The sequence below is a fragment of the Streptomyces sp. NBC_00019 genome (genome assembly GCF_045041015.1).
Taxonomy (GTDB): domain Bacteria; phylum Actinomycetota; class Actinomycetes; order Streptomycetales; family Streptomycetaceae; genus Streptomyces.
Map to the genome: position 1 here is coordinate 2,999,084 of NZ_CP108302.1, position 22,449 is coordinate 3,021,532.

Here is a 22,449-nt window from a genome sequence, read left to right on the forward strand (position 1 = left end):
AGGCCCCGTTTCATCCGTCCAAGCTGCGCCGATCTTTGTCCATGGACCCTGACCTGCGCCAGAGGTGAGGGTGGGGCGTATGAGCGAGTTCACGGTGGGGGAAAAGGACTTTCTGCTGGACGGGCGGCCGGTGCGGCTGCTGTCCGGTGCGCTGCACTACTTCCGGGTGCACGAGGCGCAGTGGGGGCACCGGCTGGCGATGCTGCGGGCGATGGGCCTGAACTGCGTGGAGACGTACGTCCCGTGGAACTTTCACGAGCCGAGGCCGGGTTCCTACGACGATGTGGAGGCCCTCGGCCGTTTCCTGGACGCGGCGCGGGAGGCGGGGCTGTGGGCGATCGTGCGGCCGGGGCCGTACATCTGCGCCGAGTGGGAGAACGGCGGGCTGCCGCACTGGCTGACGGGGCGGCCGCGCACCGGCGACGCGGAGTACCTGGGGCATGTCGAGCGCTGGTTCCGCCGGCTGCTGCCCCAGGTCGTGGCCCGGCAGATCGACCGCGGCGGTCCGGTGATCATGGTGCAGGTCGAGAACGAGTACGGCAGTTACGGCTCGGACGCGGAGTATCTGCGCCGGCTGGCCTCCCTCCTGCGCGAGACGGGCGTCACGGTCCCGCTGTTCACCTCCGACGGCCCCGAGGACCACATGCTGACCGGCGGCTCGCTCCCCGGTGTCCTCGCCACGGTGAACTTCGGCTCCCACGCGCGCGTGGCCTTCGAGACCCTGCGCCGGCACCGGGCCGCCGGGCCGCTGATGTGCATGGAGTTCTGGTGCGGCTGGTTCGACCACTGGGGCGCCGAGCACGTCGTACGGGATCCCGGGGACGCGGCGGCGGCCCTGCGGGAGATCCTGGAGTGCGGGGCCTCCGTGAACCTCTACATGGCGCACGGCGGGACGAGCTTCGCGGGGTGGGCGGGCGCGAACCGGGGCGGTGGCGATCTGCACGACGGTGTGCTGGAGCCGGATGTGACGTCGTACGACTATGACGCGCCGATCGACGAGTTCGGCCTTCCCACGGACAAGTTCTGGCGCTTCAGGGAAGTCCTCGCCGAGTACGCGGACGGCCCGCTTCCCGAACTGCCGTTGGAGCCGGCGCAGTTGGGCTCTCCCGCCGAGGTGGAGCTGACCGGCTGGGCGTCCCTGAGCGACGTGCTGGAGACGCTCGGCGGCCCGGAGACCCTCTCCCCCGTCCCTCCGACCTTCGAGGAACTGGACGTGGACCGGGGCCTGGTGCGCTACGCAGTGACCGTCCCGGGGCCCCGGCAGCCCTACCCGCTGATCGCGCGCGGGGTGCGGGATCTGGCGGTGGTGTACGTCGACGGGGAGCGGGCCGGGGTGCTCACCGAGGAGGACGAGCGGCTGAAGGAGCCCGTGGCGGGGCACGCGCGCGTGGAGCTGTGGGTGGAGTCCCTGGGGCGGGTCAACTACGGGCCGCGGACCGGGGAGGCGAAGGGGATCACCGGGGGGCTGCTGCACGAGCGGCAGTTTCTGCACGGGGTACGCGCGCGTGGGCTGCGGCTGGACGCGCTGGAGGACGTCGACGGGATGGCTTTCCGGCCGCTTCCCGAAGAAGGAGCCCCGGGTCTCCACCGGGGCACCCTCACCGTGCGGGGCGCGGGGGACGCGCTGCTCGAACTGCCGGGCTGGACCCGGGGGTTCGTGTGGGTCAACGGCTTCAACCTGGGCCGCTACTGGTCCGCGGGCCCGCAGCGGGCGCTGTACGTGCCCGGCCCTGTGCTGCGGGAGGGCCTGAACGACGTATGGGTGCTGGAGTGGGAGAAGGCGTCCCGGGCGCCGCTTCTCAAGCGCCGATGACCTTGTGCAGGTGCACGTCCTGGTGGCCGCCGGGGATGCCCTCCGTGCGGCCGGTCTCGCGGAAGCCGAGGCCCTTGTAGAAGCCGGGGGCCTGGAAGGTGAAGGAGGACACGATCATCTCGGTGCAGCCGCGGCGCACGGCCTCCTCCTCGGCGGCGCCCATGAGCCGGGTCCCCCAGCCGGCGTGGCGCTGGTCCGCGCGCACCCACAGCATGTCGACGGCGCAGCAGGAGCCCCAGATCCACGCGGTGAGCCCGCCGGCCAGCTCTCCGCCGGCGTCGGTGGCACGGACGGTGAGGGGTGCCGGGGTGCCGGCGCCGGTCGCCTCGGCGTTGAAGGCGGTGAGCTCGTCGTCGAGGCGCTGCTCCAGGGCCTCGTCCTTGTCGCCTACCTGCAGGGAGGTCCCGGGTTCGATGGTCACGGCCGGGAGTATGCCAGGGCGGTCGTCGGCCGGGGAAAATCCGCCCGCACCCTCGTAGAGTGGAGTCGGGTTCAGGGCGTCTTGGGGGTACCGGCGTGGCGAACGACGGACCGGTCGAGCACGGCTACCCGCACCTGGAGACGGTGCGGGCCTCGATCACCGCGCTCTGGAAACGGCTGTCGTACGACACCGTCCAGACGTTCTCGACCAGCGTGGCCCCCGCCGACATGGCGTTCTGCGACACGGACGATCTCCATCTGGGGACGCAGCGGGTGGCCCGTGAGCTGGTGCGGCACTACCGGCTCCCCGACGCCCGGATGATCGTCGGCTTCCGGGAGATGACGCATGCGGCGAACGTCGAACTGGCCGCGGGGCCCGAGTACTTCGTGGAGTTGAACGACCGTTTCCGTACCCATCGCCGGGACATCGGGGCGGCGCTGGCGCACGAGGTGATGCATGTCTATCTGCACCGGCTCGATCTGTCGTTCCCGGGTCTGAGGGAGAACGAGATCCTCACGGACACGGCGACGACGTATCTCGGTGCGGGGTGGCTGCTGCTGGACGCGTACCGGGAGGACGCGGCGTCCTCGCAGAAGCTGGGGTATCTGACGCCGGAGGAGTTCGGGTACGTGCTGGCGAAGCGGTCGCTGGTGTTCGGTGAGGATCCGTCGGTGTGGTTCACCAGTGCGCAGGCCTACACGGCGTATGTGAAGGGGATGGCGAAGGCGCGGCAGGACGAGCAGCAGCCTCCGCTCACCGCTGCCGGCTGGGCTGGGCGGCGGCGGTACGCGCGTGACCGGCGGGCTCATGTTCCGCAGTCCGGTGCGTCGTATGCGTTCACTCCTGACGGGGGTGCCGGTGGGTTGCGGGTGTCCTTTCCCTGTCCTACCTGTCATCAGAAGATCAGGGTGCCGGTGCGGGGGCGGGTTCGGGCGCGGTGTGGGTTGTGCAGGACCGTGCTGGAGTGTGACACGTAGGAGGTGTGTCGTCGTCTGCGGGTCGGTGGGGGCTGGTCGCGCCCACGCGGCGGAGCCGTAAATCGATACAGCCCCGCGCCCCTGAGTGGGTCCACTTACGCTCCGTAGACCTGTCCCGGCATTTCCGCCTGGTCAAGCAGCTTCCGTGTCGTCTCCCCCGCCTCCGCCGGGGTCCACCTCTCCCCCTTGTCCGTGCTCGGTCCCGGCCTCCAGCCCTCCATCACCGTGATCCGGCCGGCCTCCACCTCGAAGACCCGGCCGCTCACCCCCTCACTCGCCGCCGACCCCAGCCACACCACCAGCGGGGAGACGTTCTCCGGGGCCATCGCGTCGAAGCCCTCGCCCGGTGCCGCCATGGTGTCGGCGAAGGTGTGCTCCGTCATCCGTGTCCGTGCCGCCGGGGCGATCGCGTTGACCTGGACGCCGTAGCGTGCGAGTTCCGCCGAGGCGACGAGTGTCAGGCCCACGATCCCCGCCTTCGCCGCGCTGTAGTTGCCCTGCCCGACCGAGCCCAACAACCCGGCCCCGCTACTGGTGTTGACGATCCGGGCGACCGGCGTTCGTCCCGCCTTCGCCTCCGCCCGCCAGTGCGCGGCGGCGTGCTTGAGCGGCAGGAAGTGGCCCTTGAGGTGGACGCGCATCACCGCGTCCCAGTCGTCCTCGTCGAGGTTGACCAGCATCCGGTCGCGCAGGAACCCGGCGTTGTTGACGAGGGTGTCGAGGCGGCCGTACGTCTCCAGCGCGGCGGTGATCAGGGAGCTCGCCCCTGGGGTCGTCGCGATGTCGCCGCCGTGGGCGACGGCCTCGCCGCCCGCCGCACGGATCTCCGCGACCACCTGTGCGGCCGGGCTGTCCGCGTCGGGCGCCCCGTCGAGGCCGACGCCGAGGTCGTTGACGACGACATGGGCCCCCTCGGCGGCGAAGGCGAGCGCGTGCGCCCGGCCGAGTCCGCGGCCGGCCCCGGTGACGACGACGACCCGGCCGTCGCAGATTCCGCTCATCTCAGGTCTCCTTGTTGGCAGTTGCCGCGTCCAGGAAAAGCGGTCGTTCCCCGCCCCCGTGCACCAGCAGCGACGCCCCGGTGATGTACGCGGCGGCGTCCGAGGCGAGGAAGACGGCCGCGGCGCCGATCTCCGCGGGCTCGGCCAGCCGGCCGAGCGGGACGGTGCGGGAGACGGCGTCGATGCCGTCCTCGTCGCCGTAGTGGAGGTGGGCCAGCTCGGTGCGCACCATGCCGACGACCAGCGTGTTCACCCGTACGTCCGGCGCCCACTCCACCGCCATCGACCGGGCGAGGTTCTCCAGCCCGGCCTTCGCCGCCCCGTACGCCGCCGATCCCGGCGAGGGGCGGCTGCCGCTGACGCTGCCGATCATGACGACCGAGCCCTTCGACCGTTTCAGGTGCTCGTACGCCGCGAGGGAGGCCGTGAGCGGGGCGAGCAGGTTCAGCTCGACCACCCGTGTGTGCCGCTCGGCGTCCGCGTCCGCCAGCAGCCGGAACGGCCCGCCGCCCGCGTTGTTGACGAGGACGTCGAGACGGGGCAACGCGGCGAAGAAGGCGCGTACCGCGTCCGGGTCCCGCACATCCACGGACACGAACTCGGCGCCCTCCAGCGGCACTTCGGGTGGCCGTCGCGCGCACACCACGACGTCCGCTCCCGCGCTCACGAACGCCTGCGCGATCCCGGCACCGACTCCCCTCGTGCCGCCCGTGACGACCGCGACCCTCCCCTTCAGCTCCATTCGCCGCTACCCTTCACCTAACAAACGTTTGGTGGAAAGGTAGCTGATGCTTCCATGGGTGTCTCCACCTCGTCCCCGGAAACGGGGCACGGAAAAGACGGCATCGCCGTCGTCACGGTCGACTTCCCCCCGGTGAACGCCCTGCCGGTGGACGGCTGGTTCGCGCTCGCCGACGCGGTGCGCGGAGCGGGCCGCGATCCGCAGGTGCGGTGCGTGGTGCTGGCCGCCGAGGGCCGGGGGTTCAACGCGGGCGTGGACATCAAGGAGATCCAGGCACAGGGCCCTTCGGCTCTCGTCGGCGCCAACCGCGGCTGCTATGAGGCCTTTTCGGCGGTGTACGACTGCGAGGTCCCGGTGGTGGCGGCCGTGCAGGGCTACTGCCTGGGCGGCGGTGTCGGCCTCGTCGGCAACGCGGACGCGATCGTGGCGAGCGAGGACGCCACCTTCGGGCTGCCCGAGCTGGACCGGGGCGCGTTGGGCGCGGCCACGCATCTGGCCCGGCTGGTCCCCCAACACCTCATGCGTGCCCTGTACTTCACCTCCCGCACGGCGACCGCGGCGGAGCTGCACGCGCACGGTTCGGTGTGGCGGGTGGTGCCGCGCGCCGAACTCCTCGAGGCGGCCCTGGAGTTGGCGCGTGAGATCGCCTCCAAGGACGGGGAACTGCTCCGGCTCGCCAAGGCCGCGATCAACGGTATCGACCCGGTCGACGTGCACCGCAGCTACCGCTTCGAGCAGGGCTTCACCTTCGAGGCGAGCACCGCCGGGGTGGCCGACCGCATCCGTGACAGGTTCGGGAAGGAGGGCCGATAGGTGAGCGACAAGACCATGACCGCGGACGAGGCCGTGGCCCGGCTGCACAGCGGCATGACCCTCGGCATCGGCGGCTGGGGCTCGCGCCGCAAACCGATGGCCCTGGTCAGGGCGCTGCTCCGGTCGGATGTCACCGACCTGACGATCGTCTCGTACGGTGGCCCGGACGTCGGCATGCTCGCCGCGGCCGGACGGATCCGCAAGCTGGTGGCTGCCTTCGTCACCCTCGACTCGATCCCCCTCGAACCGCACTACCGCGCGGCCCGCGAGCGCGGCGCCTTCGAGCTGATGGAGATCGACGAGGCGATGTTCATGTGGGGGCTGCACGCGGCGGCGAACCGCATGCCCTTCCTGCCGGTGCGGGCGGGCGTCGGCTCGGACGTGATGCGGGTCAACCCCGGGCTGCGGACGGTGACTTCGCCGTACGACGACGGCGAGACGTTCGTGGCCATGCCCGCCCTGCGTCTGGACGCGGCCCTGGTCCACGTCAACCGCGCCGACCGGCTGGGCAACGGGCAGTGTCTGGGCCCGGACCCGTACTTCGACGACCTCTTCTGCGAGGCGGCGGACACCGCGTACGTCTCGTGCGAACGGGTCGTCGACACAGCCGAGTTGACGAAGGAGGCTCCGCCGCAGTCGCTGCTGGTCAAGCGGCATGTGGTGACCGGAGTCGTCGAGGCCCCGAACGGGGCGCACTTCACGTCCTGCGCGCCGGACTACGGGCGGGACGAGGCCTGGCAGAAGGCTTATGCGACCACGCCCTGGCCGGAGTTCGCGGCACGGTACCTGAAGGAGGGATCGTGAACGCCTCGCTTGTGCCGCCCACCCGCGCCGAGTACTGCGTGATCGCCTGTGCCGAGGCCTGGCGGGACGGCGGTGAGATCCTGGCGAGCCCCATGGGTCTGATCCCGTCCGTCGGCGCCCGTCTCGCGCGGCTCACCTTCGCCCCGGATCTGCTGCTGACGGACGGCGAGGCGATGCTGGTCCGCCCGGACGGCACCGTCGAGGGCTGGCTGCCGTACCGGCAGCATCTGACCCTGGTCACGGGCGGGCGGCGGCACGTGATGATGGGCGCGAGCCAGATCGACCGGTACGGCAACCAGAACATCTCCTGCATCGGCGACTGGGCGCAGCCGAAGCGGCAGTTGCTCGGGGTGCGGGGGGCGCCGGTCAACACCCTCAACAACCCGACGAGTTACTGGGTGCCCCGGCACTCGCGGCGGGTCTTCGTCGAGAAGGTCGACCTGGTGTGCGGGGTGGGCTACGACCGTGCTGCCGGCGCCCGCTTCCATCGCATCCCGCGCGTCGTCTCCGACCTCGGCGTCTTCGACTTCGCGACGCCGGACCACTCGATGCGGCTGGCCTCGCTGCATCCCGGGGTGAGCCTCGAGCAGGTGGCGGAGGCCACGGGGTTCGCCCTGAACATCCCGGACGAGGTGCCGTACACGCGTGAACCGACCGTGGACGAGCTGGAGTTGATCCGCGAGGTGCTCGACCCGGCCGGCATCCGCGCCCGGGAGGTCGCCGTCTGATGGACACGGCACTCACCCGGCTGGTCGGGGTCCGCCATCCGATCGTGCAGACCGGGATGGGCTGGGTGGCGGGCCCCCGCCTGGTGTCGGCCACGGCGAACGCGGGCGCGCTGGGCATCCTGGCCTCGGCGACGATGACCCTCGATCAGCTGCGAGCGGCGATCCGCGAGGTCAAGTCCCGTACGGACGAGCCCTTCGGGGTCAACCTCCGTGCCGACGCGGCGGACGCGGGCGACCGGGTGCGGCTGATGATCGACGAGGGGGTGCGGGTCGCCTCCTTCGCCCTCGCGCCCTCCGCGGAGCTGATCGCCGAGCTCAAGGAGGCGGGGGTGGTCGTCGTCCCGTCCGTCGGTGCCCGCCGGCATGCCGAGAAGGTGGCGGCGTGGGGGGCGGACGCGGTGATCGTGCAGGGCGGGGAGGGCGGCGGTCACACCGGCGAGGTGGCGACGACCGTGCTGCTGCCGCAGGTGGTGGACGCGGTGGACATCCCGGTCGTGGCGGCCGGAGGGTTCTTCGACGGGCGGGGGCTGGTCGCGGCGCTGGCGTACGGGGCGGCGGGCGTCGCGATGGGCACCCGGTTCCTGCTCACGTCGGACTCGACGGTGCCGGACGCGGTGAAGGCGCGATATCTGGCGGCGACGGTGAAGGACGTGATGGTGACGCGGGCGGTCGACGGCCTGCCGCACCGGATGCTGCGCACGGACCTGGTGACCGGGTTGGAGAACTCCGGCCGCGCGAAGGTCCTTGTGCGGGCGGTCCGCCACGCGACCGGTTTCCGCCGCCTGTCCGGACTCACCTGGCGACAGATGATCCGCGACGGCCTCTCCCTGAAGCACGGCAAGGACCTCACCTGGAGCCAGGTCCTCCTCGCCGCGAACACGCCGATGCTGCTCAGGTCGGCGATGGTGGACGGCCGTACGGATCTCGGAGTGATGGCCTCCGGGCAGGTCGCCGGGGTGATCGACGACCTGCCGTCGTGTGCGGAGCTGGTGGACCGGGTGATGGCGGAGGCCGCGGAAGTCGTGGGGGCGCTGTCGGCGGGCGGGGTGCGCGAGGCGCGCCGGGCGCCCAGCAGCTCGGGAGGCTGATGCTGTTCGGCGAGTGCCGGTCGTCCGTGGTGGATCGCGCAGTTCCCCGCGCCCCTTACGGGGCGCGGTCCCGCACCTCAACCGCTCAGAGCCGCTCGATGATCGTCACGTTCGCCTGGCCCCCGCCCTCGCACATCGTCTGCAGGCCGAACCGGCCGCCCGTGCGCTCCAGTTCGTGCAGCAGGGTGGTCATCAGCTTGACGCCCGTCGCGCCCAGGGGATGGCCGAGGGCGATGGCTCCGCCGTTGGCGTTGACCCTCTCCGGGTCGGCGCCGGTCTCCTTCAGCCAGGCCAGGACGACCGGAGCGAAGGCCTCGTTGATCTCGACGAGGTCGATGTCGTGGATGGAGAGGCCGGTCTTCTTCAGGGCGTGGGCGGTGGCGGGTATCGGTGCCGACAGCATGCGGATCGGGTCCTCGCCGCGCACCGAGAGGTGGTGCACGCGGGCGCGTGGCGTCAGCCCGTGTTCGCGTACCGCCCGCTCCGAGGCCAGCAGCATGGCCGCCGCCCCGTCCGAGACCTGCGAGGAGCACGCGGCGGTGATCGTGCCGCCCTCGACGACCGGCTTCAGCCCGGCCATCTTCTCCAGCGAGGTGTCCCGGCGCGGGCCCTCGTCGACGGATACGTCCCCGTAGGCGACGGTCTCCCGCTCGAATCGCCCCTCGTCGATCGCCCGCACCGCCCGCTGGTGCGAGCGCAGCGCGAACTCCTCCTGGTCCTGGCGGCTGATCCCCCACTTCGAGGCGATCATCTCGGCGCCGACGAACTGGTTCACCGGCTTGCCCCCGTACCGCGCCTGCCAGCCCTCACTGCCCGCGAAGGGACCCTGGGTGAGCCCGAGCGGCTCGGCGGCCTGCCGGGTGGCGAAGGCGATGGGGATCAGGGACATGTTCTGCACCCCGCCCGCGACCACCAGATCCTGTGTCCCCGACAGCACGCCCTGCGCCGCGAAGTGCACCGCCTGCTGGGAGGATCCGCACTGCCGGTCCACGGTCACGCCCGGCACCTCCTCGGGCAGCCCGGCCGCCAGCCAGCAGGTCCGCGCTATGTCCCCGGCCTGCGGCCCCACCGTGTCCAGACAGCCGAAGACGACGTCCTCGACGGCCCCCGGGTCCACCCCGGCCCGCGCCACCAGTTCCTTCAGGACATGCGCGCCCAGGTCGGCGGGATGGACCCCGCTGAGCCCTCCCTTGCGCCGCCCGACAGGCGTCCGGACCGCTTCGACGATGTAGGCCTCGGCCATGCCAACTCCCCAGACTCCTCGGAATCCTCAATGAGTTACGTACGTACGGCGATCCCGTCCAGCACCATCGACAGGTACTGCCGGGCGATCTCCTCCGGGCTGTGCTGTCCGCCGGGCCGGTACCAGGACGCGGCGACCCAGACGGTGTCGCGGACGAACCGGTAGGTGAGCCGGACGTCGAGGTCGGCCCGGAACACCTCGGCCGCGACCCCGCGCTCCAGCGTGGACAGCCACGCCTTCTCGAACTTGCGCTGCGACTCGGCGAGGAACCCGAACCGCTCCTGCGCGACCAGCTGCCGGCTCTCCTTCTGGTAGATCGCGACGGCGGCGCGGTGCCGGTCGATCTCCCGGAACGACTCGGTGACCAGGGCCTCCAGCGTCTCGCGGGGCCCGAGTTCGGCGGCCAGGACGGTGTCGTAGCCGTCCCAGAGCTCGTCGAGGAAGGTCCGCAGGATCTCCTCGAGCATCGATTCCTTGGAGTCGAAGTGGTAGTAGAGGCTGCCCGCGAGCATGCCCGCGTGGTCCGCGATCTTGCGGACGGTGGTGGCGTTGTAGCCCTGCTCGGCGAAGACCTCGGCGGCGGTGTCGAGGAGTTCCCGGCGACGGGCGGGCGCGGCGGGGGTCACCTGCGGCTTCTTCTTGGTCGGCACGACATCATTCTGGACGCTCCGCTCGTCAGGCGTGCTGGCTGCTGACGGCGACGACTTCGCCCGTCATGTACGAGGAGTAGCCGGACGCCAGGAACACGATCACGTTGGCCACCTCCCAGGGTTCGGCGTACCGCCCGAACGCCTCCCGCGCGGTGAGCTCCTCCAACAGCTCCGGCGTGGTCACCTTCGCGAGGTGCGGATGCATGGCGAGGCTCGGCGCCACCGCGTTGACGCGCACCCCGAACTCGGCCGCCTCCAGGGCCGCGCACCGGGTCAGCGCCATCACGCCCGCCTTCGCGGCGGCGTAGTGCGCCTGCCCCGCCTGGGCTCGCCAGCCGATGACGGAGGCGTTGTTGACGATGACGCCGGTGCCGGAGTCGCGCATCAGCCGCAGCGCGGCCCGGGTGCAGCGGAAGGTGCCGGTCAGCGTGACGTCCAGGACGCGGGACCACTGGTCGTCGGACATGTCGACGAGAGGTGCGGTCCCGCCGAGCCCTGCGTTGTTGACGACGACGTCCAGCCGTCCGTGTACCGCCACGGCGGTGTCGAACAGGGCTCGCACCTGGGACTCGTCGGTGACATCGCACGGCAGGGCCGTCACCGCGCCCGGGAAGTCCCGCCCGAGCTCGGCCTCCGACTCCTTGAGCCGCCGCGTGTGCGCGTCGCTGATCAGCACCCGCGCACCCTCCTCCAGGAACCGCCGTGCGGTGGCGCCGCCGATGCCGGCGCCGGCCGCCGCGGTGATGACGGCGGTGCGCCCGCTCAGCAGTGCGTGCCCTGGCTCGTACGCCGGAGTCTCGACGCCTGTCATAGGACCACGCTAACCTACCAAACACTTGTTAGGGAAGCGCCGTCGAAGGGCTGTTGCCGATGGACCTCGCCTTCACGCAGGAAGAGGAGGCCTTCCGGGCCGAGGCCCGCGCGTGGCTGACCGCCCATGTGCCGTCCGAGCCGCTGCCCTCCCTGGAGACGGCGGAGGGCTTCGCGGCGCACCGCGCGTGGGAGGCCGAACTGGCCGCGGACCGCTGGTCGGTGGTCGACTGGCCGACGGCGTACGGCGGCCGGGACGCGGGGCTGGTCCGCTGGCTGCTGTTCGAGGAGGAGTACTACGCGGCGGGCGCCCCCGGACGCGTCAACCAGAACGGCGTCAGCCTGCTCGCACCGACCCTCTTCGACCACGGCACGCAGGAGCAACGCGCGCGGGTGCTGCCGTCGATGGCCGGTGGCGAGGTGGTCTGGGCGCAAGCGTGGTCGGAGCCGGAGGCCGGATCGGACCTGGCGTCCCTGCGCTCGAAGGCGGTCCGTACGGAGGGCGGCTGGCGCTTGAGCGGGCAGAAGACGTGGTCGTCGCGGGCGGCCTTCGCGGACCGCGCGTTCGGCCTGTTCCGCAGCGACCCGGACGCCCCGAAGCCTCACCAGGGCCTGACGTACCTGATGTTCGATCTGCGTGCTCCGGGCGTCACGGTCCGCCCGATAGCCCGCCTGGACGGCAAGCCGGCCTTCGCGGAACTCTTCCTCGACGAGGTGTTCGTGCCGGACGAGGACGTGATCGGGGAACCGGGGCAGGGATGGCGGATCGCGATGTCGACGGCGGGCAACGAACGGGGGCTGAAGCTCCGCTCCCCCGGCCGCTTTCTGGCCGCCGCGGACCGTCTGCACCGCCTCTGGGAATCCCAGGGCAGCCCGGCACAGACCGGCGACCGGGTGGCGGACGCGTTGATCGGAGCCCGCGCCTACCGGCTCTTCACCTTCGCGGCGGCCTCCCGCGTCCTGGACGGCGAATCACTGGGCCCGGAGTCCAGCCTCAACAAGGTCTTCTGGTCGGAGTACGACATCGCGCTGACGGAGACGGCCCTGGATCTCCTCGGCCCCGAGGGCGAACTGGCGGACACCGACTGGTCCGAGCGCTACGTCTTCTCCCTCGCCGGCCCCATCTACGCGGGCACCAACGAGATCCAGCGCGACATCATCGCCGAGCGCCTGCTCGGCCTGCCGAAGGGACGCCGGTGATGAGGTTCCTCATGGACGCCGAGCAGCATGCCTTCAGCGCCTCGCTGGACGCGATGCTGACCGCCGCGGACACCCCGGCGGTGATACGGGACTGGAGCCGGGGCGACCATGTGAAGGGACGCGCGCTGTGGGCGCGTGTCGCGGAGGCGGGGGTCTTCGCGCTGGCGGTTCCGGAGGCATACGAGGGTCTGGGTCCCCGACCCGTCGAACTCACGCTGGCCTTCGTCGAGTTGGGCCGGCACGCGGTGCCCGGCCCGCTGGTGGAGACGGTCGCGGCGGCGACCCTGCTGGCGGGCCTGGACGACCAGGGCCCGGCGAAACGCCTGCTGCCCGCACTGGCCTCGGGCGAATCGGCGGCGACCCTGACCACGGGGCCGTACGCACTGGACGCGGACATGGCCGACGTACGGCTGACGGTCTCCGCGTCCGTCAGCGGTCCCGCCGCGGTCACCCCCACCGAACTCCGCCTCGCACCCCCACCCGGCCCCCCGCTCCCCTCCCTCGACCCCGCCCGCCGCCTCTTCCCGGCCACCCCCCACCACGGTGAGCTCCTCGCCACCGACCCGGCGTCCCTCGCCCCCGCCCTGCTGCTGGCCCGCCTCACCACCGCCGCCCAGGCCCTCGGCGTCGGCCTCGCACTTCTCGGCAAGACCGTCTCCTACGTCAGACAGCGCACCCAGTTCGGCACCCCCATAGGCTCGTTCCAGGCCGTGAAGCATCGACTCGCCGACGCCGAGATCGCCCTGGAGTTCGCCCGTCCCCTGCTCCTGGGCGCCGCCCTGACCCTGGCCCCGGAGGACGTCGCCGCCGCGAAGGTCACCGCGTGCGAGGCGGCGTACACCACCGCCCGTACCGCGCTCCAACTGCACGGCGCGATCGGGTACACGGCGGAGTACGACCTGTCGCTGTGGCTGACCAAGGCCCGCGCCCTGCGGACCGCCTGGGGCAGCCCGGACGAGTGCCGGGCCGCCGTCCTCCTCAGTGGTGGTCGCCGCTGCTGATCTGCCGGTACTCCTCCACCGTCGGCTTGGGAATCCGCGTCTCGGGCCCGAACATCACATACGCCAGCCGCGCCCGCACCCGCTGGGAGACCGTGACCGGCCGCCGCACACCGTTCGCGTCGACGAGCGGTCCGATCTCGTACGGCGGGTTCTGCTCGTGCTGGGTGAGGGTGTGCAGCTGGTCCTGCGCGAGGGGTTCGTGGATCTCGACGTACTCCCCGTGCGGCAGCCGTTTGATGACGCCCGACTCCCGGCCGTGCAGCACCTTGTCCCGGTCCCGGCGCTGAAGCCCCAGACAGACCCGCTTCGTCACGATGAACGCGAGTACCGGCACGACGAAGACGGAGATCCGCACGAACCAGGTGATCGCGTTGATGGACAGATGCAGATGCGTGGCCACGATGTCGTTGCCACCGCCGATCAGCAGGACGACGTACAGGCTCAGCCAGGCCACGCCAAGGCCGGTGCGCACGGGGACGTTGCGCGGCCGGTCCAGGATGTGGTGCTCGCGTTTGTCGCCGGTGATCCACGCCTCGACGAAGGGATAGACGCCGATGGCGAGCAGGATCAGCGGGAAGAGCGAGAAGGGGATGAAGACACCCAGCACCAGGGAGTGACCCCAGGCGTTGATCTCCCATCCCGGCATCACCCGGATCAGGCCTTCGGAGAAGCCGAGATACCAGTCGGGCTGGGCGCCGGTGGTGACCAGGTCGGGACGGTAGGGGCCGAACGCCCACACGGGGTTGATCTGGGCGAGACCGCCCATGAGCGCCAGCACCCCGAAGACGAGGAAGAAGAAGCCGCCCGCCTTGGCCGTGTACACCGGCAGGAACGGCATCCCCACGACCGTCCTCTCGTCACGGCCGGCCCCCGGGTACTGCGTGTGCTTGTGGTAGAAGACCAGGATCAGATGCGCGACCACCAGGCCCAGCATGATCCCGGGCAGCAGCAGGACATGGATCGGGAACAGTCTCGGGATGATGTCGTGGCCCGGGAACTCCCCGCCGAACAGGAAGAAGGAGAGATACGTCCCGATGATCGGGACCGACAGGATCGCGCCCTGCGCGAAGCGGATGCCGGTGCCGGACAGCAGGTCGTCGGGGAGGGAGTAGCCGGTCAGTCCGGTGAGGATGCCGAGCATCAACAGGGTCCAGCCGAACACCCAGTTGAGCTCGCGCGGCTTGCGGAACGCTCCGGTGAAGAACACCCGCATCATGTGCACGAGCATCCCGGGGACGAAGACCAGTGCCGCCCAGTGGTGGATCTGCCGGATCAGCAGCCCGCCGCGCACATCGAAGCTGATGTCGAGCGTGGACTCGAACGCCCGGGTCATCACGATGCCGTTGAGGGGCTCGTACGAGCCGTGGTAGACGACCTCGACGCCGCTGGGCTCGAAGAACAGGGTGAGATAGATGCCGGTGAGGATGATGACGAGGAAGCTGTAGAGGCAGATCTCGCCGAGCATGAAGGACCAGTGGTCGGGAAAGACCTTGCGCATATTGGCCTTGGCCAGCCCGTACAGGCCGAGCCGCCCGTCCGCCCAGTCGGCGATCTTCTCGCCCTTCGCGGGGGCCCGTCCCCGCGCCTCGTCCACCGATCGCGCGCCGTCCATAGGCCGTCGCCTCTCTCGTCGGATCACCTTTCAGAGTGACACGACGACGCGGCTAAGCCAACGGCGAGCGCAGCCCCGCGAGGGACTCCCGCGAACTCGCCCCGGCCGGCGGCCGGTTCAGGCGCCCGGCGGGATGATCCCCTGCGCTCGCGCGGCCACCAGCCACTTCGGGAACTCCCCGACGATCCGGTCGTACAGCTCGGTGTCGGACACCTTCCGCGGCTCCGCGCCGGCGTGGAAGAACCCGGCGTTGTCGACGACCCGCTTGTCCGGGACGGCGAGTTCGTCGAGCTTGCGCAGGTAGTCGAACTGCTTGCTCTTGGCGTCCCCGAAGCCGATGAACTGCCAGAACAGCGGCAGCCTGGCCGCCTTGCACAGGTACCGTTCGGCGGCGAGCTTGTTGATCGGGCCGCCGTCGGTCTGGAAGACGACGAGGGCGGGTTCCCGCGAGCCGCTGTCGAGGTAGTGGTCGATGACCGCGTCCATGGCCAGGTGGTAGCTGGTCTTGCCCATGTGCCCGAGCCCGGCCACGATCCGTTCGATCCGCCCCTGGTGATCGGCGAGGGCGATCTCGGTCTCGGCGTCGACCTCGGTGGAGAAGAACACCACCGGCACGGTGCCGTCGTCGTCGAGGTGCGCGGACAGTCCCAGCACCCGGTCGGCGAGCGCCTGCACACTGCCGTCCTTGTAGTACGGCTTCATGGACCCGGAGTAGTCGACGACGAGGTAGACCGCCGCCCGCAGCCCGTCCAGGCCGTGCTTGCGCAGCGAGACCCCTGCGCTCTTGTAGAGGCTGACCAGCGCGGGCGCGGTCTCCTCGACCTTGGTGAGACTGATCGCGGACATCCGAGCTCCCCCTTGTCGCCCCTTTGAACGTGCCGAGCGTACGTCACCGGAGGCCCGCCGCTCGCCCTGTCCCCAGGCGTTCGCTATTTTGTTCGCCGCCGTACCAACCGGCTCATCGATCGTCCCTTGTCCCTAGGAGCCGGCCGTGGAACCCGAGTCCGCCGTCACCACCTGTTACCGCCATCCCCAGGTGGAGTCCCATGTCCGCTGCACCCGCTGCGAGCGGTACATCTGCCCGGACTGCATGCGCGAGGCGGCCGTCGGCCACCAGTGCGTGGAGTGCGTGAAGGAGGGCGCGCGATCCATCCGCCAGGCCCGTACGGTCGTCGGCGGGCGGGTGTCGGCGGTGCCGCTGGTGACGTACGTCCTGATCGGGCTCAATGTCCTGGCGTACCTCGGCGAGGTGATCCGCCCGGAGATCGTCGACCGTTTCTCGATGCTGACCGCCGGTCTGGTGGGCCCGGACGGCGGCCCCTACGTCTACCAGTCCTCCTACCCGTCGGACTTCCACGCGGAGGGCGTGGTGGCGGGGCAGTGGGAGCGGCTGCTGACCGGCGGCTTCCTGCATCTGGAGCCCACTGAGGGAACGTTCGGCCTGATGCACATCGTGATGAACATGTGGTCGCTGTGGCAGCTCGGCCGGGTCGTGGAGCCGATGCTGGGCCGGGTCCGTTATCTGGCGCTGTACCTTCTGTCGACGGTCGGCGGTTCGGTCGCGGTGCTCCTGCTCGCCGCCCCTGGGGAGGGGGCCGTGGGCGCCTCGGGGGCGATCTTCGGCCTGGGGTCGGCGTACTACGTCCTGGCCCGCCGCGTGGGCGCGGACATGGGGGCGGTCAACCGCCTCATGGTCTTCCTGCTCGTGTGGCTCGTGGCCTCCGCGGCCTTCACCTCCTGGGAGGGCCACCTCGGCGGCCTGCTCACGGGCGGCGCCGTGACGCTGGCGTACGCGTATGCTCCCCGCGGACCACGGCGCGGGTTGATCCAGACGGTCGCCTGTGTGGCGCTGCTGGCGCTGCTCGTGGTCCTGTCGATCGCGAAAGTCTCGGAGCTGACCCGGTGAAACGAGCAAGGACCGTTGTGCTGTTCGCGGCCGTACCCGTCGTCATCACGGCGGCGGCCTACCTGCTCGCCCCCACGGACTCCGCCGACACCCCGGGACAGCCGTCGGTGTCCGCCTCGCAGCGGGCGCTCGAGGAGGCCAAGAGCCGTGCCGAGGAGGAACAGGCGGCGGACGACGAGGCGATCGCCGCCCTGCCGGCCGGGCTGTCCGCACCCGCCAAGAAGGAGCTGGCCCAGCAGATCGTGGCGAGCGCCGAGAACTCCACCCTCGACTGGCGCTCCGCCTACGGCTACATCGAGGACATCGGGGACGGCCAGGGCTACACGGCCGGCATCATCGGCTTCTGCACCGGGACCCACGACCTGCTCACCCTGGTCGAGCGCTACACGAAGGCCCACCCGGACAACGGTCTGGCCCGCTATCTGCCCGCCCTGCGCGAGGTCGACGGCACGGACTCCCACGAGGGCCTGGACCCCGGCTTCACGAAGGCGTGGAAGGCGGAGGCCGAGGTGGCGGCCTTCCGGCAGGCCCAGGACGAGGAACGCGACCGCGTCTACTTCGACCCCGCGGTCCGCCTCGCCAAGCTGGACGGTCTGGGGACGCTGGGCCAGTTCGTCTACTACGACGCCATGGTCTTCCACGGCCCCGGCACCAACGCCACCAGCTTCTACGGCCTGCGCGAACGCGCGATCCACGAGGCCGACCCGCCCTCCGAGGGCGGCTCCGAGAAGGCCTACCTCGACATCTTCCTCGACATCCGCGAGCAGGCCATGCGCACCAGGCACGGGGACATCGACACGTCCCGCGTCGACACCGCGCAACGGCGGTTCCTGTACGACGGGAAGCTGGACCTGGGCACGCCGCTGACGTGGCAGGTGTACGGGGAGACCTTCGAGGTGCGTTAGGAGGCCCCCTCGGAGACGTCCGGGGACGCGCCCCACGTCTCCCGCAGTACCCGCTCCGCCGGCTTGCCGTGCGGGGTGTACGCCAGCTTCGCGGGGGTCTCGCCGCTGTCCGGCCAGTCGTCCCACATCCACCAGCACACCCCGGCCCACCAGTCGCGGCCCGTGAACGTCTCCAGCAACGCCCGGTAGGCGGCGGCCTGTTCGGCCTCCCCGCCGCGGTGGCTGAGGTCCCAGGCGTACGGCGCGGTGGTGGAGCCGCGCTGGCTGACGTAGCCGGCCTCGGTGAACAGGATCCGCCGGTCCTGGCGCCGGGCGAACGCGGCGAGCTCCTCGGCGATCGGCTGCCAGGCGCGGCGCAGCCGTGCGGTGTCCGCGGTGGGTTTGCCGGACAGCGGCCAGTAGGCGTCGATGCCGATGAGGTCGAGCTCCTTCCAGAAGCGGATCCTGCGGTACTCGTCGTAGTTGGCGGCGTAGGTCAGGGGGCCGTCGTAGTGGTCGCGGACGGTGTCGACGACCCTGGTCCAGGCCTCGGTGTCGCGGGAGACCCCGGCGAGTTCGGTGCCCACCGCGAGCTGTTCGGCGCCCGTGTCGGTGGCGAGGTCGGCGTAGTGGGTGAGGAATCGGCGGTAGGAGGCGAACCAGGCGGAGCTGTCGCGGGGGCGGATCTCGGCGCGGTCGCCGTCGCCGGGCAGGTCCACATGCGGCTTGATCATCACCTCGAGGCCGGCCGCGTGCGCGCGGCGCACGATCCGTTCCAGGCTCGCGTCGCTCGCGGTCTCCTCGGTGGGGCGCATGACCGTGTCGGTGCGCCGCCGCTGGTACCAGGTCGGGGTGAAGGTGACCCAGCGGGCCCCGGTCGCCCGGATGTCCCGCAGATAGCGGTCGGCGGCGGGGCTTTCGTAGTCGGTGCGGTACCAGGAGGGCAGGGTGATGCCGCGCATCGTCGAGGTCGCTTCCTTGCCGCCGGCGCCGCTGGAGGCCTTCGTGGTCGTACAGCCGGCGGCGAGGAGGGCCGCCACCGCGGCAGCGGCGACGGCCCTCCTCTTCATGACCGATGTCCTCACAGGCTCGTCGGGCTGACGAAGGCGTAGCCCAGGGCCTCGATGCCGTCGATCGTCTCCTTGAGCGGCTGGGTCGGGAAGTACGGATGGTAGAAGAAGCTGGCGACCCCGTCCCGGACGGCCAGGTTGGCCTTGGCCGAGGCGATGAGGTCGGCCGGCAGCCGTGGCGGATGGTTGTTGTACGCGTCCGGCTCGTAGTTGCCGATGTTCTCGGGCAGCACCTTGGTGCTGTACACGTCCCGCACCACGTACGGGAAGAACTGGCCGATGAACACGTTGGGTCCGGCGGAGTTCCCGCTGAGCGTTCCGGAGAAGTACAGCGAACGCTCCAGTCGGGCCGCGTAGTTGGCGCTGAACACCTGGTAGTCGGTGGCCGATGCCGCGTAGTGCGGGGTGGTCCACAGCGTCGGCTTCGGCAGCCCCGCGGCGGTGAACGCGGCGAGCGCGCTGGTCACCCGGCCCTGTGCCCAGGCGGTGGAGTCCCCGGCGACCGGGCCGTCGTAGACGACGTTGTCGGAGGCGTCGACGTGGGCCCGGTAGAACTCGAAGTCGTCGCCGGTGACGCCGTTGTAGGGGTTGGCGACGGTGCCCAGCTGGTGGGTGTAGCCGTGGTTCATGAGGACCGTGCCCCGGGCCAGCATGTACTTCAGGGCGCTGACCACCTGCGGCCGCTGGGCGAGGGTGACCGTCTCGGGGACCCCGTTGTTGTAGGTCCGTTGGGGTCGGTGTAGACGGGGATCACGTTGATGCCGTACGCGATGTTCTCCGCCTTCAACAGGTCGGCCATCGACCGTAGTTCGGAGGGTTCCGAGCTGGGGCTGATGTCCTCCAGGCGCAGGAGCGCGCGGTGCCGTTCGGTGGTGGCCGGCGCGAGGGCGTCGAAGAGGAGGTCCTCCAGGACGATGATCCGGTCGCTCTCGGAGACGTACGCGAACGGGATCTCACCGATGTAGGTCAGGTTGGACGACCGCACGGCCCATCCGAAGGTGTGGGCGTTGGAGCTGTCCAGGCCCTCCGCGACCCTGGTGACGGCGGGATAGCCGGGTCCGGTGAGGACGTTGGGGCGCAGCACGCCGCCGTCCTGGCCCGCCGGGATCTTCCGGGTGAGGGTCTGGTTCTTGTACGTCACCTGTGTCACGGTGCCGATCGAACCGCCGTCCTCGTAGTACGACGTCGTCGGGTCCCAGCCGTACTTCTGCGTGAACTGGGCTACGCCCACGGAGTTCGCCATGTTCCAGATGTTGGCGCCCATCCAGATCACTGGCTTGGTCGTGGTGGAGGCGTCCTGGTAGAAGGCGTCCGGGGTGTCGCAGCAGCAGTAGGTCGAGCCGATGTAGACCACGGCCGTGTACGAGTTGACCATGCCGGCCGTGTACTGCTGGACGGGCTTGGCGGTCACCGTGCCGAAGTGAAGGGCTTCGGCGTAGTCGCATGACGTCCGGTTCGTGATCATTCGAGGTCGGGGAGTGCGAGGGAGCGGCGAGGGTCGCGGCGTAGGTCGGTCGCGATGTTTCGCTCCGGCCGCGCGGAGGACTTTGATGGCGAGGTTGCGCCAGGTGGCCATCGCGCGGGGGTGTTGCCGGTCCACAGCTGGGAGGCGTCTTCGGCGAAGGTGGTGTCGCGGTCTGGGCTGTCGACTTCCGGAGCGCCACCGAGCTGATAAGCCGCCAGGAACCGGGCCCACACGAGAACGCTGAAGCCTTGGGTTCTCACCCACTAATCCTCCGCATCTCGGGGGGAATCACAATCACGCGCACGATCGAGACAGCCGGGGGTGTGTACGCACCCGGACACCTGGGGGACCCTCTTCTCCAAGTCGCCCCGCAAGTGCGTGAAGCAAGCGGGTGAATATAGGAGAACGAAATGGCCACTGCCGCGTTGGACAGAGGTCCCTGGACAAACCCTGGCAGCTACTCCATGGAGGCTCCCATGCGACTTGGCATGAAGACCGCCCTACTCAGTGCAGCAATCGGCGCGCTGAGTGTCTCCGGCGTGGGCAGTGCCCATGCCGAGGATCTCCCCCCCGGGCACAATCACGAATCCCGCCCCGCGCACGCCGGAGAGTCCCACGACGGCCACTCCGACGATTCGCTCTATGTCACGAAGTATCACCGCAAGAAGTACTTCAGCAGGATCGAAGAAACCAGCAGGCCCGCCCCCGTCGCCGAAGTACCAGCGGACGCTCTGTGTAGCCAATCCGTCACTACCACCGGCGGTGACGCGACAACTGGTGATGCGGCCGCTACGGGCGGGGCAGCCACCACAACCGCTACGCAAACCCAGACCTGCAACATTACGGTGAACCTGCCGCCGGTCGGTTCGGGCGAGTCAAATCAAATCAGGACGGAGACCCGCACGACAAGCTTCATCGAAGAGGACCGCACGAAGATCCGCCACTGAAATTACTCGCAGGGTTCCAGTGAATTGCGCACCGGCTTGTAGCAAGGTTTCTGCGTAATTGCACGATGCCTGGTTCGTGATCCGCAACTGCGCCGAAGCGTTCGACGTGAGGGCTTGGACCTCAGTGCTTCGGCGTAGTCGCGTGACGCCAGGTTCGTGGCGATCTGCCAGCTCAGCGGCCCTCTCGTAATGGCAGGCACGGCTTCCAAGATCATAGAGTTCACTACGCCCCGTGATCCAAGTGGAAGACCGTGCCTGCCGACGCATCATCTCTGATCCCTCCTGCCCTTGACCAACTGCGCGAGAATCCGCAGGTCGGACCCGAGGAGGTCCCGGGCCTGCTGGAGCGGCTGGCCGAGGTGCCGGACCCGCGTGATCCACGCGGGGTGCGCCACCGCCTGACCGTCGTGCTCGCACTCACCGCGTGCGCGGTGCCGGCTGGGGCGACATCGCTGCTGGCGGTCGGCGAGTGGATCACCGACGCCCCAGAGTATGTGCTGGAACAGGTCGGCGCCCGCCCTGATCCGCTTCTGCCCAGGAGGGTCTTGCCCGCCGAGACCACGGTCCGCCGGCTGCTGGTCCGCATCGACGGCGACGCGCTGGACCGAGCCGTCGGGAGCTGGCTCGCGGACCCGCAGACCAAAGACGGCCGGGGCTGCCGGGCTGCGCGGCCTGGCCGTGGACGGCAAGAGCCTACGGGGTGCGGCCAGGGCAAAGGACCGGAAGGTCCATCTGCTCGCGGCGCTGGAGCACACCACCGGCCTGGTCATTGCCCAGTTGGACGTAGGGGAGAAGACCAACGAGTCTCTGTATCCGGGACATCCCGCTTCAGGGCCGCACCAAGGGCACCGGCCACGGACGTTCGGAGATCCGCCGGATCAAGGTCGCCACGGTGAACAACCTTCTCTTCCCCGGAGCCCGCCAGGCCGTCCAGATCAAGCGCCGTCGCACCGACCGCAAGACCGGCAAGACCGCTGTCAAGACCGTGTACGCCGTCACCAGCCTGACCGCCGAGCAGGCCACCCCGTCCCAGCTCGCCCGACTTGTCCACGACCACTGGACGATCGAGGCCCTGCACCACGTCCGCGACACCACCTTCGCCGAGGACGCCTCGCAAGTACGGACCGGCAACGCGCCTCGCGCGATGGCCACCTGGCGCAACCTCGCCATCGGAGCCCTCCGAACAGCCGGAGCGAAGAACATCGCGGCCGGCCTCCGCCACAACGCCCGCGACCCCCGGCGCCCGCTCACGCTCCTCGGCCTCAACTGATCAC

Annotated in this window: 24 protein-coding genes; 13 read left to right on the forward strand and 11 right to left on the reverse strand. The window is 70.3% G+C overall.

Annotated elements, in window-relative coordinates:
- Window positions 1-79: 79 nt before the first annotated feature.
- On the forward strand, window positions 80-1,813 hold the full coding sequence (locus OHU89_RS14350) for a glycoside hydrolase family 35 protein (protein ID WP_405642915.1): 1,734 nt from the start codon (window positions 80-82) through the stop codon (window positions 1,811-1,813).
- Here the strand turns inward: OHU89_RS14350 and OHU89_RS14355 are convergent.
- Window positions 1,800-2,234 (reverse strand): GNAT family N-acetyltransferase, encoded by a 435-nt coding sequence (locus OHU89_RS14355; RefSeq protein WP_405642917.1) that lies wholly within the window; start codon window positions 2,232-2,234, stop codon window positions 1,800-1,802. The two genes, OHU89_RS14350 and OHU89_RS14355, sit on opposite strands and share 14 nt — an antisense overlap.
- 95 nt (window positions 2,235-2,329) lie before the next feature.
- Between OHU89_RS14355 and OHU89_RS14360 the strand changes: the two genes are divergently transcribed.
- Complete coding sequence (locus tag OHU89_RS14360; RefSeq protein ID WP_405642919.1) at window positions 2,330-3,211, forward strand: hypothetical protein; 882 nt, start codon at window positions 2,330-2,332, stop codon at window positions 3,209-3,211.
- A gap of 95 nt (window positions 3,212-3,306) precedes the next feature.
- Here the strand turns inward: OHU89_RS14360 and OHU89_RS14365 are convergent, their stop codons facing one another.
- Window positions 3,307-4,212 carry an SDR family oxidoreductase gene (locus OHU89_RS14365; RefSeq protein WP_405642921.1) on the reverse strand — a complete coding sequence of 302 codons (906 nt, stop codon included), beginning with the start codon at window positions 4,210-4,212 and terminating at the stop codon, window positions 3,307-3,309.
- Between the two features lies 1 nt (window position 4,213).
- Complete coding sequence (locus OHU89_RS14370; RefSeq protein WP_405642922.1) at window positions 4,214-4,954, reverse strand: SDR family oxidoreductase; 741 nt, start codon at window positions 4,952-4,954, stop codon at window positions 4,214-4,216.
- A 54-nt stretch (window positions 4,955-5,008) separates the two neighbouring features.
- Here OHU89_RS14370 and OHU89_RS14375 point away from each other — a divergent pair, with 54 nt between their 5' ends.
- From OHU89_RS14375 to OHU89_RS14390, 4 genes are read left to right on the forward strand one after another with little or no spacing between them, the layout of a single operon-like run.
- Window positions 5,009-5,767: an enoyl-CoA hydratase family protein gene (locus tag OHU89_RS14375; RefSeq protein WP_405642924.1), complete on the forward strand. Its 759-nt coding sequence runs from the start codon at window positions 5,009-5,011 to the stop codon at window positions 5,765-5,767.
- Entirely contained in the window at window positions 5,768-6,571 is an 804-nt protein-coding gene (locus tag OHU89_RS14380) for a CoA transferase subunit A (RefSeq protein WP_405642926.1), read from the forward strand.
- Between the two features lie 11 nt (window positions 6,572-6,582).
- Window positions 6,583-7,299: a CoA-transferase subunit beta gene (locus tag OHU89_RS14385; RefSeq protein ID WP_405654495.1), complete on the forward strand. Its 717-nt coding sequence runs from the start codon at window positions 6,583-6,585 to the stop codon at window positions 7,297-7,299.
- Complete coding sequence (locus OHU89_RS14390; RefSeq protein WP_405642928.1) at window positions 7,299-8,387, forward strand: NAD(P)H-dependent flavin oxidoreductase; 1,089 nt, start codon at window positions 7,299-7,301, stop codon at window positions 8,385-8,387. The genes OHU89_RS14385 and OHU89_RS14390 overlap by 1 nt, the downstream gene beginning before the upstream one ends.
- Before the next feature lie 85 nt (window positions 8,388-8,472).
- Here the strand turns inward: OHU89_RS14390 and OHU89_RS14395 are convergent, their stop codons facing one another.
- The 3 genes from OHU89_RS14395 to OHU89_RS14405 are packed head-to-tail and all read right to left on the reverse strand — an operon-like array spanning window position 8,473 to window position 11,091.
- Window positions 8,473-9,630 (reverse strand): acetyl-CoA C-acetyltransferase, encoded by a 1,158-nt coding sequence (locus OHU89_RS14395; protein ID WP_405642930.1) that lies wholly within the window; start codon window positions 9,628-9,630, stop codon window positions 8,473-8,475.
- Between the two features lie 35 nt (window positions 9,631-9,665).
- Window positions 9,666-10,280, reverse strand: a complete 615-nt coding sequence (locus OHU89_RS14400) for a TetR/AcrR family transcriptional regulator (RefSeq protein WP_046262769.1) — start codon at window positions 10,278-10,280, stop codon at window positions 9,666-9,668.
- A gap of 25 nt (window positions 10,281-10,305) precedes the next feature.
- The gene (locus OHU89_RS14405) at window positions 10,306-11,091 is read right to left on the reverse strand and encodes an SDR family oxidoreductase (RefSeq protein WP_405642932.1); all 786 of its coding nucleotides are present in this window, start codon (window positions 11,089-11,091) and stop codon (window positions 10,306-10,308) included.
- A 59-nt stretch (window positions 11,092-11,150) separates the two neighbouring features.
- Here OHU89_RS14405 and OHU89_RS14410 point away from each other — a divergent pair, with 59 nt between their 5' ends.
- Both OHU89_RS14410 and OHU89_RS14415 read left to right on the forward strand, forming a co-directional pair.
- Window positions 11,151-12,290, forward strand: a complete 1,140-nt coding sequence (locus tag OHU89_RS14410) for an acyl-CoA dehydrogenase family protein (protein WP_405642934.1) — start codon at window positions 11,151-11,153, stop codon at window positions 12,288-12,290.
- Window positions 12,290-13,291: an acyl-CoA dehydrogenase family protein gene (locus OHU89_RS14415; protein WP_405642936.1), complete on the forward strand. Its 1,002-nt coding sequence runs from the start codon at window positions 12,290-12,292 to the stop codon at window positions 13,289-13,291. The genes OHU89_RS14410 and OHU89_RS14415 overlap by 1 nt, the downstream gene beginning before the upstream one ends.
- On the opposite strand, the gene OHU89_RS14420 is transcribed toward OHU89_RS14415, so the two are convergent.
- On the reverse strand, window positions 13,269-14,903 hold the full coding sequence (locus OHU89_RS14420; protein ID WP_405642937.1) for a cytochrome bc complex cytochrome b subunit: 1,635 nt from the start codon (window positions 14,901-14,903) through the stop codon (window positions 13,269-13,271). The two genes, OHU89_RS14415 and OHU89_RS14420, sit on opposite strands and share 23 nt — an antisense overlap.
- 117 nt (window positions 14,904-15,020) lie before the next feature.
- Window positions 15,021-15,749 carry a VWA domain-containing protein gene (locus OHU89_RS14425; RefSeq protein WP_266893749.1) on the reverse strand — a complete coding sequence of 243 codons (729 nt, stop codon included), beginning with the start codon at window positions 15,747-15,749 and terminating at the stop codon, window positions 15,021-15,023.
- A gap of 145 nt (window positions 15,750-15,894) precedes the next feature.
- Here OHU89_RS14425 and OHU89_RS14430 point away from each other — a divergent pair, with 145 nt between their 5' ends.
- On the forward strand, window positions 15,895-16,809 hold the full coding sequence (locus OHU89_RS14430; RefSeq protein ID WP_405642940.1) for a rhomboid family intramembrane serine protease: 915 nt from the start codon (window positions 15,895-15,897) through the stop codon (window positions 16,807-16,809).
- Window positions 16,806-17,714 carry a chitosanase gene (locus tag OHU89_RS14435; RefSeq protein WP_405642942.1) on the forward strand — a complete coding sequence of 303 codons (909 nt, stop codon included), beginning with the start codon at window positions 16,806-16,808 and terminating at the stop codon, window positions 17,712-17,714. Before OHU89_RS14430 ends, OHU89_RS14435 begins: the two co-directional genes overlap by 4 nt.
- Here the strand turns inward: OHU89_RS14435 and OHU89_RS14440 are convergent.
- The 3 genes from OHU89_RS14440 to OHU89_RS14450 are packed head-to-tail and all read right to left on the reverse strand — an operon-like array spanning window position 17,711 to window position 20,174.
- Window positions 17,711-18,763, reverse strand: coding sequence for a glycoside hydrolase family 113 (locus OHU89_RS14440; protein ID WP_405642944.1), 1,053 nt, complete (start codon window positions 18,761-18,763; stop codon window positions 17,711-17,713). The two genes, OHU89_RS14435 and OHU89_RS14440, sit on opposite strands and share 4 nt — an antisense overlap.
- Before the next feature lie 11 nt (window positions 18,764-18,774).
- Window positions 18,775-19,437, reverse strand: coding sequence for a DUF2334 domain-containing protein (locus OHU89_RS14445; RefSeq protein WP_405642946.1), 663 nt, complete (start codon window positions 19,435-19,437; stop codon window positions 18,775-18,777).
- Window positions 19,422-20,174, reverse strand: coding sequence for a DUF2334 domain-containing protein (locus tag OHU89_RS14450; protein WP_405642948.1), 753 nt, complete (start codon window positions 20,172-20,174; stop codon window positions 19,422-19,424). Before OHU89_RS14450 ends, OHU89_RS14445 begins: the two co-directional genes overlap by 16 nt.
- A 530-nt stretch (window positions 20,175-20,704) precedes the next feature.
- On the opposite strand from OHU89_RS14450, the gene OHU89_RS14455 reads away from it, so the two are divergent.
- From OHU89_RS14455 to OHU89_RS14465, 3 genes are all read left to right on the forward strand, one after another.
- Window positions 20,705-21,175 carry a hypothetical protein gene (locus OHU89_RS14455; protein WP_405642949.1) on the forward strand — a complete coding sequence of 157 codons (471 nt, stop codon included), beginning with the start codon at window positions 20,705-20,707 and terminating at the stop codon, window positions 21,173-21,175.
- Between the two features lie 386 nt (window positions 21,176-21,561).
- Complete coding sequence (locus OHU89_RS14460) at window positions 21,562-22,071, forward strand: transposase family protein (RefSeq protein WP_405654497.1); 510 nt, start codon at window positions 21,562-21,564, stop codon at window positions 22,069-22,071.
- Window positions 22,068-22,445, forward strand: a complete 378-nt coding sequence (locus tag OHU89_RS14465; protein WP_405642951.1) for a transposase — start codon at window positions 22,068-22,070, stop codon at window positions 22,443-22,445. The genes OHU89_RS14460 and OHU89_RS14465 overlap by 4 nt, the downstream gene beginning before the upstream one ends.
- The last annotated feature ends 4 nt before the right edge of the window (window positions 22,446-22,449 follow it).

Excerpts from the sequence above, each read along its gene's own strand:
- OHU89_RS14350 (WP_405642915.1), top strand. The coding sequence starts at position 80 with ATGAGCGAGTTCACGGTGGGGGAAAAGGACTTTCTGCTGGACGGGCGG.
- OHU89_RS14365 (WP_405642921.1), bottom strand. The coding sequence starts at position 4,212 with ATGAGCGGAATCTGCGACGGCCGGGTCGTCGTCGTCACCGGGGCCGGC.
- OHU89_RS14370 (WP_405642922.1), bottom strand. The coding sequence starts at position 4,954 with ATGGAGCTGAAGGGGAGGGTCGCGGTCGTCACGGGCGGCACGAGGGGA.
- OHU89_RS14375 (WP_405642924.1), top strand. The coding sequence starts at position 5,009 with ATGGGTGTCTCCACCTCGTCCCCGGAAACGGGGCACGGAAAAGACGGC.
- OHU89_RS14390 (WP_405642928.1), top strand. The coding sequence starts at position 7,299 with ATGGACACGGCACTCACCCGGCTGGTCGGGGTCCGCCATCCGATCGTG.
- OHU89_RS14395 (WP_405642930.1), bottom strand. The coding sequence starts at position 9,630 with ATGGCCGAGGCCTACATCGTCGAAGCGGTCCGGACGCCTGTCGGGCGG.
- OHU89_RS14405 (WP_405642932.1), bottom strand. The coding sequence starts at position 11,091 with ATGACAGGCGTCGAGACTCCGGCGTACGAGCCAGGGCACGCACTGCTG.
- OHU89_RS14410 (WP_405642934.1), top strand. The coding sequence starts at position 11,151 with ATGGACCTCGCCTTCACGCAGGAAGAGGAGGCCTTCCGGGCCGAGGCC.
- OHU89_RS14415 (WP_405642936.1), top strand. The coding sequence starts at position 12,290 with ATGAGGTTCCTCATGGACGCCGAGCAGCATGCCTTCAGCGCCTCGCTG.
- OHU89_RS14420 (WP_405642937.1), bottom strand. The coding sequence starts at position 14,903 with ATGGACGGCGCGCGATCGGTGGACGAGGCGCGGGGACGGGCCCCCGCG.
- OHU89_RS14425 (WP_266893749.1), bottom strand. The coding sequence starts at position 15,749 with ATGTCCGCGATCAGTCTCACCAAGGTCGAGGAGACCGCGCCCGCGCTG.
- OHU89_RS14440 (WP_405642944.1), bottom strand. The coding sequence starts at position 18,763 with ATGAAGAGGAGGGCCGTCGCCGCTGCCGCGGTGGCGGCCCTCCTCGCC.
- OHU89_RS14455 (WP_405642949.1), top strand. The coding sequence starts at position 20,705 with ATGCGACTTGGCATGAAGACCGCCCTACTCAGTGCAGCAATCGGCGCG.